Consider the following 16,342-nt stretch of genomic DNA (forward strand, 5'->3'; position numbering starts at 1 on the left):
GCTATATCCTAGCCTCTCCGTACCTAACCCTTGCTCCCAGTCTTGGGACGCTATGACGCCCACCGCGCACGGTCGGCATTGCGCATCTTGTGCGAAAGTAGTGGTCGATTTCACTCAATTCACTGACGCCGAGCTGTTGGTATGGCTGCACCAACAAGCCGGTCAACCAACGTGCGGGCGCTTTCGCGCCGATCAACTAGAGCGAGAGTTGCGGCCCGCTGCGGCACCTAGGCCAACGTCGTGGCGGGCCTGGCTGGCGGCGGCTGTGGCGGTGTGGGGTTTGCGAGAGGCAGCAGCATCCACAGCCAAGGCACAAGCGCCTACCGAACGACGCGAGCGAGAGGGCGAGCCTATTTCTATTGTTGACTATGTGCGGCAACCCATCGTAATACGCGGTGTGGTAACTGACTCAACCTCACACGATCTTCTTCCTGGAGTCACGGTGCTGCTAGAAGGCACAAATGCTGGCGCAGCGACCAACGAAAATGGGCAGTTTGAATTGTCAATCCCTGCTGATGTTTGGGCGAGTTCCTCTCGGCAGTTGGTCATAATTTCTATCGGATACATTAAGCGCACCATGCCGGTAGCCACCATTCCTATGCAACCACTGACCCTTACATTGGCCATTGATACACGTCCGTTAGTAGGTGAGTTAATTGTAGTTGGAGGTTACTATTTCCGCCCTTGGTACAGCCCTGTTAGCTTATGGCAACGACTAAAGCACCCGTTCCGCCGTTAGTTCTTTTGTGCGCCGGTCCGACGCCCTAGGCGTCGGACCGGTTGTCGGCTGCTGACACCTGCGTAATTGATGCACGATTATCGTTCGAATACCTCGTTCAATGACAACCGGTCGAACGCCTAAGGCGTCCGACCGGCGCACGACTTGCTACTCACTACCCTTCCTTTCTTCATGCCGCACCCTAGCTTTTCCATTCCTAGCCCCTGCTCTCACCCGTGGGATGCTATGACACCCACCGGCATCGGCCGGCACTGTGCCGTGTGCGCCACCGAAGTCGTGGACTTCTCGCGTATGAGCGAAACCGAAATCTTGGCGTTCTTGGCGCAGCCTAGAAGCAAGCCCGTGTGTGGCAACGCGCATGCGGCACAGCTTCAACCGCCTACGGCCTCGTCTTCGCTCATCAGCCGTTGGTCGCGGTGGGTGGCGGCGGGCTTGGCGCTATTCGGGTTACACCCAACCACTACGCAGGCGGCCGTGCCGCCGGTACCACTAGCTAGCCTCGAAATAGCCGACGCACCTAGGTATCTGGCCAACCACGCCGCGGTACCAAAAGCAGTAGTGCTGCAAGGGCGCGTACTCGACGACTCGACGGGGCTGGGTGTGCCGGGCGCTTGGATCTTTATTGATGGCACCAAGTACGGCGCCGTGACCGACGACGAAGGCCGCTTCTCGATCACCTTACCCGCCTCGTGGAAGTCGCTCCAAAAAGGCAAAGTGAGCTTGCGGGTGCAGGCCAGCCCCTTCGAGTTCAAGCCGCGCACGGTAGTCGTGACGGTGCCGGCCCGTCGGCAGCCCGCGGCCTTGGCGGTACGCCTGCTATCGGTACCCGGTCGCGGACAAATTATGGGCAGAATAAAACAGGCAGATCCGCCGGTCGCGCCGCCGAAGTCGTAGTAGCTAGGTAGTCACCCTAGCCTCCTACTTTCATGCGTGTTCCTTACCAGCAGCTCCAACAAGAGTTTAAGCGCGTTTTGCTCGGCCTGTCTTTTCCGGAAGACAAGGCCGAACGATGCGCCACCATCTTTGCCCAAAACAGCCGAGACGGTGTATACACCCACGGCCTAAACCGCTTCCCTACGTTCGTGGGGCACGTCCTGAAGGGCTTGGTCGACCCGGAGGCAGAGCCTGAGTGCCTGGAGCGCAATGGCCTCGTGGAGCGTTGGGACGGGCACCTAGCTCCCGGCATGTACAATGCTAGCTTGTGCATGGCACGGGCCATCGAGCTTGCGGAGCAGCAAGGCATGGGTTGCGTGGCCATTCGCAACACCAACCATTGGATGCGCGGCGGCACGTACGGCTGGCAAGCGGCCGAGGCGGGCTGCATCGGTATTTGCTTCACCAACACCATTGCCAACGTGACGCCATGGGGCGGCACTGATGCGCGGCTCGGCAACAATCCCTTGGTGATAGGTGTGCCACGAGCCGAAGGACCCATTGTGCTCGACATGGCCATTTCGCAGTACTCCTACGGCAAGCTCTCCTCCTACTCCACCGACCACGAGCAGCTGCCCGTGCCCGGCGGTTACGACAACGAGGGCAAGCTAACTACCGACCCGGCCAAGATTATGGAGTCGCAACGGGGCTTGCCGATTGGCTTCTGGAAAGGCTCGGGGCTTTCCTTGTTGCTCGATGTACTACTCACGGCTTTGAGCGGCGGGCGCTCCACGGCCGAGATTACCAAAAGTGGGCAGGAATCGGGCGTTTCGCAGTGCTTCATTTGCATCAAGCAACCGCACCTGCACGCCGAACTGATTGAAGAGATTCTGCGCTACACCAAGAGCAGCCCACCGGTGCCCGGCGAGGAAGTGTTCTACCCCGGCGAGAAGTCGTTGGCCACGCGTAACGAAAACTTAGCGCAGGGCGTGCCGGTGCAGGAAGATATTTGGCAACAGGTAGTAGCGCTTTAGTTCGCTGACTTATATGACTTCCAACTCCTACCTAGCCAAGGCCTTGTAATCAAGCGTTTGGTGGTTGAGTAGCCTACCCATTTGCGGAGTTTATTGATCCTGCTCTCAGCCAAAGCTAGCGGCTGCCCTGCTACAAGCCAGGCAGCCGCTAGCTTTGGCTGCGCTATTAGTCAGCGCTTACACCACTCTTGTGCAACTCCTACCTAGCTTATCACGAAGCGTCTGGCAGCAAAATAACCTATTGTCCTCCTGTAAGTTATAACCGTATACAAGAAGTACGCCCTGGCGGTGTTTAGCGTGGGCTTCTTGTACAAATTGTTCTAGAGCAGGGCCTTCTTAATATCCTACTTGGAAATTGAATAGGCTTTCTCCTATAAAGACTATATTCGTCTCCTACTTACCATACTACCCTACCATGAACCAATCTTCTACCCCTACCTACCCACCTATCCTAGGTTGGGCAGGAGTGCGCCTAACACCTATCTGGTGTACCGGCGTACTACTCCTGCTCGCTGGTGCGGCGCACGCCCAATCGCCCGTCGTCACTAGCCTTACGCCTGTGCGCAATGCCCGTGCAGCTTCCCCCTCGACTCGTGTGGCGGTGAACTTCAGCCAAGCCCTGAACAACGCCGCCGGCCAGCAAGCCTTTACTGTATTTAGCCAGCAAACAGGCAAGAAAGCCGGTGCCGTCTCGGTGCGGGGCAATACGCTTAATTTTGACCCAAACACCGATTTCAAGCCCGGTGAGACGGTATATGCCACGGCCACGGCCGCGACCCGAGGCAACAATGGCGTGGCCGTCACCCCCCACGTTTTTCAGTTTACCACAGCCGTAACACCTAGCGCTGCTACCTTCAGCGGCGGCGCGGAAATTTCGGTTGGTCGGGGCCCACGCCGCGCCAAGCTTGGCGACGTCGATGGCGACGGTGACCTAGACCTACTCACCGCTACTTCGCTGGGCAGCACCGGCGCCGTGAGCATCCGCCTGAACGATGGCAAGGCTAGCTTCAGCAGCGGCGCCGATGTTGCCCTCAGCGAAGGCCCGCAGGACTTAGCACTCGGCGACCTAGATGGCGATGGTGATCTGGATTTTGTTACAATAGGCGGCACTACAGCTCGGGTGAGCTTAAACAACGGAACCGGGCGCTTCACCACCGGTCCGGCAACAGCCCTCGGTAGTGGCCTCGCGCTGAGCGTGGCCCTCGGCGACGTGGATGCCGACGGCGACCTAGATTTAGTAACTGTTCGGTCATTGAACGGAGTAAGCGTGCGTCTTAATGACGGCAACGGTACCTTCAGCAGTGCGCAAAACCTCCAGACCGGCTTCAACCCCCAGGAAGTGGTGCTCGGCGACATCGACAGCGATGGTGACCTTGACCTGCTCACCGCCAACAACCTGTATGGTAGCGCAAGCACCGTTGGGGTGCGGGTAAACGACGGCGACGGCAACTTCTCGGGCACCTGGGAATACCCCGTTGGGATGGGCGCGATGAGCCTGACGCTAGGCGATGTAAACGGCGACGGCGACCTCGACCTGCTCACTGCCAATGGTTCCAGCAACACCGTGAGTGTGCGCCTAAACGACAGCAAAGGTGTTTTCAAGAACGCCCCAGACATTGCCGTTGGCATTCGCCCCACCAACGTTACCGTGGGTGACCTAGACGGCGACGGCGACCTCGACCTACTGACGACCAACAACAACTTCACCAACGGTGCGACGCAAGCCGGCACCGTGAGCGTGCGCCTAAACAACGGCAGCGGCACTTTCTCAGGCAATCAGGAAGTCGATACGAAGGTAGTAGGTCCTTCTTACGCCGCGCTTGGCGACCTCGACGGCGACGGTGACCTAGACTTTGCCACGGCCAACGCCGACTTTGAAGATGGGAAAGTGACGGTGCGCCTGAATCAGCCCACCACTACACCGCTGGCTGTCACGAGTGTTTCGCCCACGCGCAACGCCCGGGCGGCGTCCAAAGCGACCGAAATTTCGGTGAGCTTCAACCAAGACCTCAGCGATACTCCCAACACGCAGCAAGCCCTGAAAGTATTTGGGCAACAGGCAGGCGGCAAAAAGAACGGCAACGTGAAGGTGAACGGTAACACGCTCAGCTTTAAATCGAATGCTGACTTCCGAGCCGGCGAAACGATATCGGCAACCTTGATCGCCACCGCCCGCGGCAACAGCGGAGCGGCGTTAGCAAAGCCTCAGGTTTTTCAATTTACCACGGCAACCAGCCCTAGCGCGGGTACCTTTGGTGCTGGCTCCGAAGTATCAATAGTTGGCGTGCCCTACGCGGTGAGCAGCGGCCTGACTACGGGCGACGTCGACGGCGATGGCAACCCTGATCTACTAACTTCCAACCCCCTGAATGACCAAGTAAGCGTGCGCCTGAACGATGGCAAAGGTGGCTTTGGTGGCACGCAAGAAGTGTCGGTGGGCAACCGGCCAGAGAACATCGTGCTCGGCGACGTCGATGGTGACGGCGACCTAGACTTAGTGGTGGTTAACCAAGGATCCACGGCCAATAACTTCGCCGGCACCGTGAGCGTGCGGCTGAATGATGGCAAAGGCGGCTTCACCGGTACGCAAGATGTAAGCGTCGGACGGGCACCGTACGACGTGACGCTCGGCGACGTAGATGCCGACGGTGACCTCGACTTTATCTCCTCCAATGGCGGCAACATGACGGCTAGCGTACGTCTCAACGACGGCACCGGCACCTTCACGGCGGGCCAGGAAATCACCATCGGCGTCTCGCCCTTCGCGGCGGTGCTCGGTGACATTGATGGCGATGGCGACCTCGACCTGTTGGCGGGCAACTACTACGCTAGCACGGTGGCGACCCGCCTCAACAACGGCGACGGCACCTTCTCGGTTGGAAAGACGATCATCGCCGGTGGCCGGCCAGCTGGCTTGGCGGTAGGCGACATTGATGGCGACGGCGACCTCGACCTGTTGGCAACGGCGCTGCTAGGTGGCGTTGATGTGCGGGTGAACGACAGCGACGGCAATTTCAGCGGCACTCAGGTCATTAGCGGCATCAGCAACTTCAGCATCGGCGACATCGATGGTGATGGTGACCTCGACGTAGTGGGCCTTGGTGGCGGCCTGAACACGGCCAGCGTGCGCCTGAACAACGGCACGGGCACTTTCAGCATCGGTCAGCTGGTGGCAGTAGGTGCCGAGCCCAGTGCTCTAGCCCTGAGCGACGTAGATGGCGACGGCGACCTAGATGTGCTAACCCGCAGCAGAAACAACAGCAACAACTCGGTGAGTGTACGCCTGAACCAAGCAGCCTCGCTGCAAGTGGTATCAACTTGGCCCGTGCGTAACATCAACACGGCCGCGCGCAGCACTGACGTAGCCGCAAGCTTCAACCAGACCTTGGACAACACGCCCGCTACCCGCCGAGCCATTAGCGTATTCAGCCAACAAGCGGGTGGTAAAAAAGAAGGTACACTCACGGTAACTGGCAACACGTTGAGCTTCAACCCTAGCGAGGACTTGAAGGCTGGGGAAACGGTATTTGCTACCGTGGCCGCAACGGTACAAGGCAAAGCAGCTGCTAGCTTAACCACGCCGCAAGTCTTCCAATTCACGACGACCACCAGGATAGCGCCTGCGGTCTTCCGCAGCGGCACCGAATCAGCGGTAGGCACCAACCCACAGGGTGTAACCCTTGGCGACGTCGACGGCGATGGTGACCTCGATATTCTTACCGCCAACAACCTAGCTAACTCGGTTGCGACGGGTACCGTGAGCATCCGCCTGAACAATGGTGATGGCACGTACACCGACGGCCAAGAAGTATCGGTGGGCCGTGGCCCTTACAGCGTGAAGCTAGCTGACATTGATGGCGACGGTGACCTCGACCTGCTCACGCCTAACTCCAACGTGAACTCGGTAAGCGTCCGGTTCAACAACGGAAATGGGCGCTTCGTTGGCAACCAGGAAGTAGCCGTTGGCAACCTGCCCCACGACGTGGCCCTCGGCGACATTGATGGCGACGGTGACCTCGACCTACTGGCCGCCAACTATACCGTAGCCAACAGCGTGATCAGCAGCACCGTGAGTGTGCGCCTGAACAATGGCAACGGTATCTTCAGCAGCTACCAGGAAGTATCGGTTGGCGCTCGGCCCCTTACCGTAACGCTCGGCGACGTCGACAATGACGGCGACCTCGACTTCGTGACGGCTAGCTCGAATGGCACAACTGCCAGCGTGCGCCTGAACAACGGCACGGGTACTTTCTCGGGCACCCAAGAAGTGTTGGTAGGCTTCACTCCTGCAGCAGCTACCCTAGCCGACGTGGATAATGACGGTGACCTCGACCTGCTCACCACCAACTACTTCAACTACGCCAACACCAGCCGCTATACCAGCAGCACCGTGAGCGTGCGCCTGAATGATGGTGATGGTACGTTCTCGGGTACCCAGCAAATAAGTGTGGGAGATGGCGCCAACAGCATCGCTCTAGGAGATGCAAACGGCGACAAATTCTTGGACCTGTTTGTCACGAACAGCCTCGGTAAAACGGTAAGCCTACGCCTGAATGACACAAAGGGCACCTTCCTAGGTATGCAGCAGATAGCCGTAGGTGATGAGCCCACGAGCCTAGCTTTAGGCGACCTAGATGACAACGGCACCCTCGACTTGGTGGTAGCGAACTACAGCTCCGACGACGTGAGCGTGCGCCTGAATACGCTAGCGTCGGTGGCAGAACGAGTGTTGGCAACAGCTCCCGCCGAGTTAATCGAGCAGATCAACGTGTACCCAAACCCCGCGCATTCGGCCGTGCGCTTGTTGTTGCCTCAGGCAATTGCCAAGCAGGCGCTGCAAGTGAGTTTGCTCAACGCCCTAGGTCAGACGGTGCTTGAGCGGCAGTTTACCACGGCGCAAGCGGTTGACGGTCCGGAACTTGACTTGAGCACCCTCACGACTGGCTTGTACACCGTGCAGATGCGCACCAGCGCCGGCCTAGTCACCAAACGCTTGATGGTAGAATAAACAAAACACGACGAGACTTGCCCTCGCTTTTCCACAAGCGACACGCAACTTACTCTTTCACTCAAAACGACCGGAGGCTAGCCTCCGGTCGTTTTTGTTGTTGATTACCTGTAGCGAAGCACACCGACCTATGAGCCTACTCCTTGATAGGACTAAAAAATACCATTGTACTATAGCAACACAAACTTGTATTTTATGTAAAACAATTTCACATTAATTGTATTCTAGAAGAACCTATTCAGCTAATATTTAGCACTTACCATTCAAACCAATCCATCCCACCCTTCTTTCCTCATGGCAACATTCCTTACGCTTTTCCCTAGGTCAACTTCTTTGATAGCGGGAGTAACTCTGCTGCTAGCAGTAGGCACCGAAACAGCCAACGCGCAGGCCCCGATTATCACTAGTCTGGTGCCGGCCCGCAATGCTCGGTCGGCGCCACGCGCTACCAACGTCACAGTCGGCTTCAGCCAAGCCTTGAACAACACCACAAGCACGCAACAAGCGCTAAAAGTATTCAGCCAAAGAGCTGGCGGGAAAAAGGCGGGGCTAAGTACTGTGAGCGGCAGCACGCTCAGCTTCAACCCAACCACGGATTTTAAAGCGGGCGAAACCGTATTTGCCACCGTGACAACGGGCGTGCAGAGCAACAACCAGAACCTAGCTCAACCGCAGGTTTTCCAGTTCACAACAGCCGTAGTGCCCAGTCCCGGCAAGTTTGGCGGCGGTTCCGAAGTAGTAGTCGGCTCCACGCCCTTAGAAGTCATCTTGGCAGATATTGATGGCGACAGCGACCTAGACGTGCTAACGACCATCAGCGAATCGTCGACGCTGAGCATCAGCCTCAACAACGGCAGCGGCGTGTTTGCGGTCAGCCAGCAGATTCCGAATACCACCAACCCAACCATGGCGGATGTGGACAGCGACGGCGACCTAGACCTCGTAACGCCATCGAGCTATAACAACCCTAACCCAGGAGTGACCATCCGCTTGAACAACGGCAACGGTGTGTTCAGCGTTAGTCAGGAGCTAGGTGGCTTGTTTAACACGGTTTATAAAACGGCCGCGGGCGATATGGACGGCGACGGCGACCTTGACCTCGTAACTTCGGGGAACGGGGGACTGGTGTTCATCTTAACCAACAATGGCACCGGCACATTCAGCAGCACTTCGCAGCCAATCGGCTCTTCCCCCTCGAACAACACCAGAATCCTGCTAGGTGATGTCGACAACGATGGGGACCTCGATGTTGTGGTCGCCAACTACCTCCTCAACAATACTACCTACACGAGCAGCGCCGTGTACGTGTATTTGAACAACGGACCGAACTCCTTCAGCCTCGGCCAGCAACTACCTATTACGGTATATATTGCGGATATCGCCATGGGTGATGTTGATGGTGATACCGACCTCGACTTGGTGGTTTCCCGCGGTGGCGCCAACTCCGTGAGCGTACTGCTAAACAACAGCCGGGGCCTTTTCAGCGAAGGGCAGGCTGTACCGGTTCCGCGGGCGCAGACGCTCGCCCTAGGTGACGTGGATGGCGACGGCGACTTCGACCTGCTCACCGGCAACTACGACGCAAAGGCCGTTGACGTGCGCCTCAACAACGGCAACGGCACCTTCGCCAGTAGCCAGCAAACCGTTAGCGTCGGTAGCAATGGCACCTTGGGCGGTATCACCCTGGGTGATGTAGATAACGACGGCGACCTGGATTTCGTCACGGCCAACAGCTTCACTGGCTCCACCTTGAGCGTGCGCCTAAACCAAGTGACGCTAGCCAATGCACCGGCTAAATTGGCGCAAAAAGTCAGCGTGTATCCCAACCCGACGCATGCCGCCGTGCACGTGCTCTTGCCCGCTGAGCTAGCCACCCAGCGCGTGCAAATGGACGTGGTGAACGCCCTAGGCCAGGTGGTGCTCTCGCAAACGCTAGCGACTCAAGCCGTTTCAGAAGTGGCGTTGCCACAACTCACGGCCGGCGTGTACAGCGTGCAGTTGCGCACAGCAAAGGGCTTGGTATCAAAGCTTCTCGTCATTGAGTAAGCTTAGCTTAACCTAGCTGTTCTTCTTGCCTTTCAAGAACAGCTTCGAGTACTACCTAGGAGTATACCCCTTCGCTTTCCAACAGCAATCCGACGAGTGCCGCCTGCTAGCAGGCGGCACTCGTCTTCGTTTTAGGCAGCCCCAACCCAATCAAAAACGCGCCTCTACTCTCAGTGTTAAAGCCACACGAATATTAACTTTTCAAGAACACATAGTCTTCTGCGGAAACAAAACCTACCTTGTTCCCGTCTACTGCTCTGATAATCTGACACAACCGACATCACCTTTCTAATTAAGCTAGCTATGATCCGAACACCTACTTTCACACTTCATCGTGGTTCTATCATTCAAAAATCTTGGTTAGGACTGAGCGCAGCACTGCTCCTCACGGCGAATAGTGTTTATGCTCAAGCTCCTACCGTTACCAACCTCACGCCAGCCCGCAACGCCCGCTCAGCGCCACGCACGACCGATGTGGTGGTGGGCTTTAGCCAGACGCTAAGCAACACGGCCGCCACGCAAGGCGCCCTCAAAGTGTTCAGTGCGCAGGCTGGAGGTAAAAAAGCGGGTATAGCTACCGTGAGCGGTAATACGCTCACCTTCAACCCTAGCGCCGACTTTAAAGCAGGGGAAACGGTTTTCGCCACCGTCACCGCAGGTGCACAAAGCACCAGCGGCACGGCAATTACCCCGCACGTCTTTGAATTCACTACCGCTACTTCACCCAGCACGGGCATACTGGCGGGCGGTTTGGAGCTAGGGCTACAATTTGACAACCGCGACGTGGCACTAGGCGACCTAGATGGAGACGGCGACCTGGATATTGTATCGTGCTACGGCACCAGCGACCCAATTCCGGGGGTCGTGGTGGTGCGTTTGAACGCCGGCAACGGCTACTTCACGGATGCGCAGGACGTACGCGTGGGCACCAATCCTTTTGCCAACATCCTAGCCGACGTGGATGGCGACGGCGACCTGGATTTACTCACCGGCAACTCGCGCAACAACATCACGGCCAGCACCGTGAGCATCCGAAAGAATGACGGCAATGGCAACTTCAGCGGCACCCAAGATGTCGTGGTGGGTCCCTTTCCTAATAGTCTAGCCGTTGGCGACCTAGATGGCGACGGCGACCTAGATTTTGTCATTGCCAGCAACCGATTGAGTGTACGCCTGAACGATGGCAACGGCACCTTTGACGGTACCACGGAAATAACAACAGGCGTTAACAGCCCTCAATTTGTTGCGGCACGTGACCTCGACGGCGACGGCGATTTAGACCTCATCAGCGCTAACGGCGACAACACGGTGAGTGTACTCTTAAACGACGGCAAGGCCAATTTTAGCAAGGGCTCGGAACTGGCGATGAGCAGCTACTCCAAGCTAGCTTTTGGCGACGTGGATGCCGATGGTGACCTAGATTTTGTCGCTACCGGTAGCGGAACTCGCGCTAATACGCTGAACATCCACCGCAACGACGGGACAGGCACTTTCTCAAGCGCGCAGCAACTTGCTGCCAACAGGGTTATGGCCTTGTCTCTCAATGACATGGACGGCGACGGCGACCTAGATTTGGTTACGGCCGAAGGCTTAAACATCATGGCCATCCGCTTGAATGATGGTACCGGCATTTTTGGCAACAGTCGCAACGCCAGCATCCCCGATGGCCCTATCAGCCTAGCGGTAGGTGATATGAATGGCGATGGAAGCCTAGATGCCGTTGCCACTTGCAGCTCCTCTTTTTATCGAGCTATTAGCATCCGCCTGAACCAAGACTTAGCGGTCAGCACCATCTTGCCAGTGCGCAATGCCCGCTCGGCCCCGCGCAGCACCGATGTGGCCGCGACCTTCAATCAGCCTTTGGCTAATAATGCCGTCACCCTAGGTTCGCTGAAAGTATTCAGCCATCAGAGCGGCGGCAAGAAAGCGGGCACGGCTGCGGTAAATGGTAACACCTTAGCCTTCAACCCTAGCACCGACTTCAAAGCGGGCGAAACAGTACTAGCCACGCTGACCGCGGGCGCCCAGAGTAGCAACGGGGCAGCGTTGGCGACCCCACAGGTTTTTCAATTTACTACCGCTACCAGCCCGAGCACGGGGCGCTTCAACCAGGGTCCTGACTTTCCGGTAGACCCGAACAGCAACCCCTATAACCTAGCTACCGGCGATGTAGACGGGGACGGCGACCTGGATATTCTCACCGCTAACTTCGGCGGCAGCGTGAGTGTGCTGCTAAACAACGGCAGTGGCTCCTACGCCAGTAACCAAAGCGTGCCGGTGGCCAGCGCGACTCTAGCCATCGTGTTGGCCAACCTCGACGGGGACGGCGACCTAGATTTTGCCACGGCCAATGGTCTAGGTAGCACCGGCACGGTGAGCATTCGCCTGAACAACGGCAGCGGCACCTTCAGCGGCACGACTACCATCACGACGGGTTACCGCTCCAACGGCGCGGGCAATGGCCTGGTCGCCGGCGACGTGGACGGCGACGGCGACCTAGATCTGCTCACAAGTTATTTGCCGAACAGCACGAACACCAACAACGGTTTGGTAGGAGTACTCCTTAATAATGGTAGCGCCAGCTTCACGGTAACGCAGCAGGTGACCACGCCACCGTTGCCCTACGAAATAGCACTGGGCGACATCGACAATGACGGTGACCTCGATCTGCTGGCAGCTAGTTCGAGCACCGTGAGTGTACGGCTCAACAATGGCAAGGGCACCTTTGCGACCTCCGGTGAACAAGTTTCTGGTGGCGGAACTGTCCTGCCCGGTGACCTAAACGCGGATGGTTATCTCGACTTTGTCACTTTTGAAAATGGTAACAACCTTGGGGTGCGGCTAGGAAATGGCACTGGCGCTTTTAACGTGGTTCAATCCATTACGCAGCTGGGCGGAATCACTGACCCTGCCCTAGGCGACGTGGATGGTGACGGCGACCTCGACGTGGTGGATGTGAGCCGTAATGCTAACGGTGCGGATGTATACTTCAATAATGGTACTGCCATCTTCTCGCCTAGTCAGTTTCTGCCAGTGGGCCAGTCGCCTTACAGTGTAGCCCTCGGCGATGTGGATAACGATGGTACCCTAGACCTGCTAGCCGCCAACTACACCAGCCAGACGGTGAGCGTGCGCTTGAACAAGACCGTGCTGGCTACTGCGCCCGCGCAGCTTGCCGAGCAAGTGAGCGTGTACCCCAATCCGGCCCACAGCATGGTGCATCTGCGCCTGCCCACCGAGCTAGCCCAGCAGCGCTTGCAAGTGCGTGTGCTCAACGCCCTCAGCCAAGTCGTACTGACCCAAACCTTAGCAACTCAAGCTACGCCCGAGCTAGCCCTACCGCACCTAGCTGCTGGCCTCTATACCCTTCAGCTTCAAACCAACAAAGGCATAATAGTTAAACGTCTGGCAGTAGAGTAGCCTCTTATTCCTTTCCGCATCGATCTGTTCCTCCCTATACCATAGCACCATGATTCTTTCTAGTACGCGTTCTTCCTGCTTGGCTGCGCGCCAGGCAGGAGCTGGCTTCGTGCGTTTATTTTGTCTAGGTAGCCTCTTCTTCGTAGCAGGAGCAGCGCACGCACAAGCCCCCACGGTCACCAGCCTCTCGCCCGCGCGCAATGCCCGCTCGGCCCCGCGCACCACCGACGTGAGTGTAGGTTTCAGTCAAGCCTTAAGCAACAACGCGGCTACCCTAGGTGCCCTGAAGGTCTTCAGTCAGCAAAGCGGCGGCAAAAAAGCAGGCACGGCTACCGTCAGCGGCAACACGCTCAGCTTCAATCCAACTACGGACTTCAAAGCGGGCGAAACGGTGTTTGCGACGGTAACGGCGGGTGCCCAGAGTACAAGTGGCACGGCGGCTACCCCGAATGTTTTTCAGTTTACCACGGCAGTTAGCCATAGTAGCGGCACGTTTGCCAGCCGACAAGAGCTACCCGTGGGCATCCGCCCGTCCGGTATCGCGACGGGCGACATCGACGGGGATGGCGACCTCGACCTGCTTGCCACTAGCTCTGAATTCGTCAGTGTGCGCCTGAACGATGGCACGGGCTCTTTCTCCGGCAAGCAAACATTGCCCATCGCTCCTACTTACGGTATTGCCCTAGGTGACCTAGATGCCGATGGCGACCTAGACTTGGTACTTGGCAACTACGCTTCGTCTACCAGCTTGAAAGTCAACGTGCTTTTCAATGATGGTACCGGCAACTTCGCTGGCAATCAGGAAGTAGCAGTGCGAGGAGCGTTGAATCTGGCACTAAATGACATCGACGGGGACGGCGACTTGGACCTGCTCGCCGCGGGCGGCGCTACAGCCAGCGTGCGTGTTAATGACGGCCTGGGTACTTTTTCGGGCAGCCAAGAGGTAGCGGTTAACGGCTCGACCTATGACCTAGCCGTCGCTGATATTGACAGCGATGGGGACCTGGACCTGCTCACGACCAGTCCGCAGAATAACACCGTGAGTATCCGCCTGAACAATGGCCTGGGCACTTTTTCGGGCACCTACTACGTGACCGTGAGTGGAGGGCCTGTCGGTATTGTCACGGCCGACGTGGACAGCGACGGCGACCTGGATTTGATTACCGCGAATGGTAATGGCCTGTCACCCAACTCCAATACCAACGCGAGTGTGCAGCTGAACAATGGGAGCGGCACCTTCTCACCGGCTCTAAACCTCGGCGTGAACAACTACGCCTACGACATAACCGCTGCTGACGTGGAGGGCGACGGCGACCTTGATTTATTCATAGCCTATAGCACCGGCGTGAGCGTCCGCCTAAACAATGGGGCGGGCACCTTCTCTAACGGCCAGGAGGTAACAACCGGCGTTAATCCGAACAGGATAGTGGCGGTGGATTTAGATGGGGACAGTGACCTAGACCTGCTCACGCTCAATGGCATCAGCAGCAACGATGTGAGCGTACGGCTGAATCAGAATGCTGTGCCGAGCACGCCGGTGCGAGTTAGCGCTGTTTTGCCCGCGCGCAATGCCCGCTCGGCTCCGCGCAACACCGATGTGGCTGTGAGCTTCAACTATGCCTTGAGCAACACGGCCGCTACCCAAAGCGCGCTGCAAGTATTTAGCGCGCAACGTGGGGGCAAGCAAGCTGGCACAGCAACTGTGAATGGGAACACCCTAGCTTTCAACCCGAACACGGACTTCAAAGCCGGCGAAACCGTGTTTGCGACGGTGAAGTACGATGTTGTGACGACCAGCAATTTCGCGTTGCTTACGCCTCATGTCTTTCAGTTTACCACCGCTACCAGCCCGAGCGCCGGCCGCTTCGGGGCGGGTTCGGAAGTGCCGGTGAGCAACCCCAACAGCAATCCTGCTAGCGTAGCCACCGGCGACGTAGATGGCGACGGTGACCTGGATCTGCTGACGGCCAACCAGGGCGCCAACAGCGTGAGCGTACGTCTGAACAATGGCAGTGGCAGCTTCAGCGGCAACCAGGAAGTAGCCGTGAGCTCCGCACCGCTGAACCTAGCCCTAGGGGACCTGGACGGCGACGGCGACCTGGATTTTGCTACTACTAATGGACTGAACACCACCAGCAATGGCACCATAAGTATCCGCCTGAATAAGGGTGATGGGACCTTCTTCAACGGACCAGAGCTAACTACTGACGGGCGCTTCACGGGCGACCCCAATGGCTTATCCCTTAATGATATGGACGGCGACGGCGACCTGGACCTCGTGACTACTTACCCAATCGATACTACTACTGGTGGTGCCGCGACGAGCATACGGCTCAATAATGGGGATGGCACCTTTAGCAACGGTGCCCAAGTAACCATTGTAGAGCCTTCGCCCAAGGACGTAGCCGTAGGCGATGTGGACAACGACGGCGACCTAGACCTGCTGACGACTGGCTACAGCAACAACTTTGTGGCCCTGCGCCTGAATAATGGTCTGGGCACCTTCTCCACTCAGCTGGTGGTAACTGTGGGCACCAAGCCCATTAAGCTGGCACTGGGCGACTTAGATGGCAATGGCACACTAGACCTGGTGACAGCCAACAGTAATAGCCTCAGCATCCGCCTGAACACGAACGGTATTTTCGGCGGCACCCTGAACCTAGCCCTAGCCAGCGCCCCCTTGGGGGTAAGCCTCGGCGACGTGGATGGCGATGCAGACCTGGACCTGGTAGTTGTGCGAAAAGATGCGAACGGTGCCGAGGTATACCTCAACAACGGCGCTGCCTCCTTCACGGCCAGCCAAACAATAGCGGTGGGTTCTGCTCCGGCTGCCCTGACCCTCGGCGATGTAGACGGCGATGGCGCCCTGGACCTGCTGACGGCCAACTCTGCTAATCAAACGGTGAGCGTGCGCTTGAACAAAATTATCCTAGCTAACGCACCCGCCCAACTAACTGAGCAGGTGAGCCTCTACCCTAACCCGGCGCATACGTCGGTGCGTCTGCGCTTGCCCGCCGAGCTAGCCAAGCAGCGCGTGCAGGTGCGTGTGCTCAACGCCCTCGGCCAAGTAGTGTTAATCCAAACCCTAGCAGCTCAGGCTACGCCCGAGCTAGCTCTACCGCACCTAGCCGCTGGCCTCTATAACCTCCAACTCCAAACCAGCCAAGGCATGATCATCAAGCGCTTAGCTGTGGAGTAGCCTATTGCTATAGAAGTCATTGC

At 57.6% G+C, this 16,342-nt stretch carries 7 protein-coding genes; all 7 read left to right on the forward strand.

Translation table 11 applies throughout. From position 1 onward, the window contains the following. Window positions 1–52 precede the first annotated feature (52 nt). The 7 genes from SD425_RS25500 to SD425_RS25530 all read left to right on the forward strand — a co-directional run bounded on the left by SD425_RS25500 (window position 53) and on the right by SD425_RS25530 (window position 16,319). Window positions 53–739, forward strand: a complete 687-nt coding sequence (locus tag SD425_RS25500; RefSeq protein WP_324673653.1) for a carboxypeptidase-like regulatory domain-containing protein — start codon at window positions 53–55, stop codon at window positions 737–739. Between the two features lie 171 nt (window positions 740–910). After that, window positions 911–1,633: a carboxypeptidase-like regulatory domain-containing protein gene (locus SD425_RS25505; RefSeq protein ID WP_324673655.1), complete on the forward strand. Its 723-nt coding sequence runs from the start codon at window positions 911–913 to the stop codon at window positions 1,631–1,633. A 32-nt stretch (window positions 1,634–1,665) separates the two neighbouring features. Then, on the forward strand, window positions 1,666–2,646 hold the full coding sequence (gene yiaK, locus SD425_RS25510; protein ID WP_324673657.1) for a 3-dehydro-L-gulonate 2-dehydrogenase: 981 nt from the start codon (window positions 1,666–1,668) through the stop codon (window positions 2,644–2,646). A 415-nt stretch (window positions 2,647–3,061) separates the two neighbouring features. Then, window positions 3,062–7,654, forward strand: a complete 4,593-nt coding sequence (locus SD425_RS25515) for an FG-GAP-like repeat-containing protein (RefSeq protein ID WP_324673659.1) — start codon at window positions 3,062–3,064, stop codon at window positions 7,652–7,654. 294 nt (window positions 7,655–7,948) lie between these two features. Then, on the forward strand, window positions 7,949–9,700 hold the full coding sequence (locus SD425_RS25520) for an FG-GAP-like repeat-containing protein (RefSeq protein ID WP_324673661.1): 1,752 nt from the start codon (window positions 7,949–7,951) through the stop codon (window positions 9,698–9,700). Window positions 9,701–10,003: 303 nt separating this feature from the next. After that, complete coding sequence (locus SD425_RS25525; RefSeq protein WP_324673663.1) at window positions 10,004–13,120, forward strand: FG-GAP-like repeat-containing protein; 3,117 nt, start codon at window positions 10,004–10,006, stop codon at window positions 13,118–13,120. Window positions 13,121–13,169: 49 nt separating this feature from the next. After that, window positions 13,170–16,319 carry an FG-GAP-like repeat-containing protein gene (locus tag SD425_RS25530; protein ID WP_324673665.1) on the forward strand — a complete coding sequence of 1,050 codons (3,150 nt, stop codon included), beginning with the start codon at window positions 13,170–13,172 and terminating at the stop codon, window positions 16,317–16,319. The last annotated feature ends 23 nt before the right edge of the window (window positions 16,320–16,342 follow it).

Source organism: Hymenobacter sp. GOD-10R (assembly GCF_035609205.1).
Taxonomy (GTDB): Bacteria; Bacteroidota; Bacteroidia; order Cytophagales; family Hymenobacteraceae; genus Hymenobacter.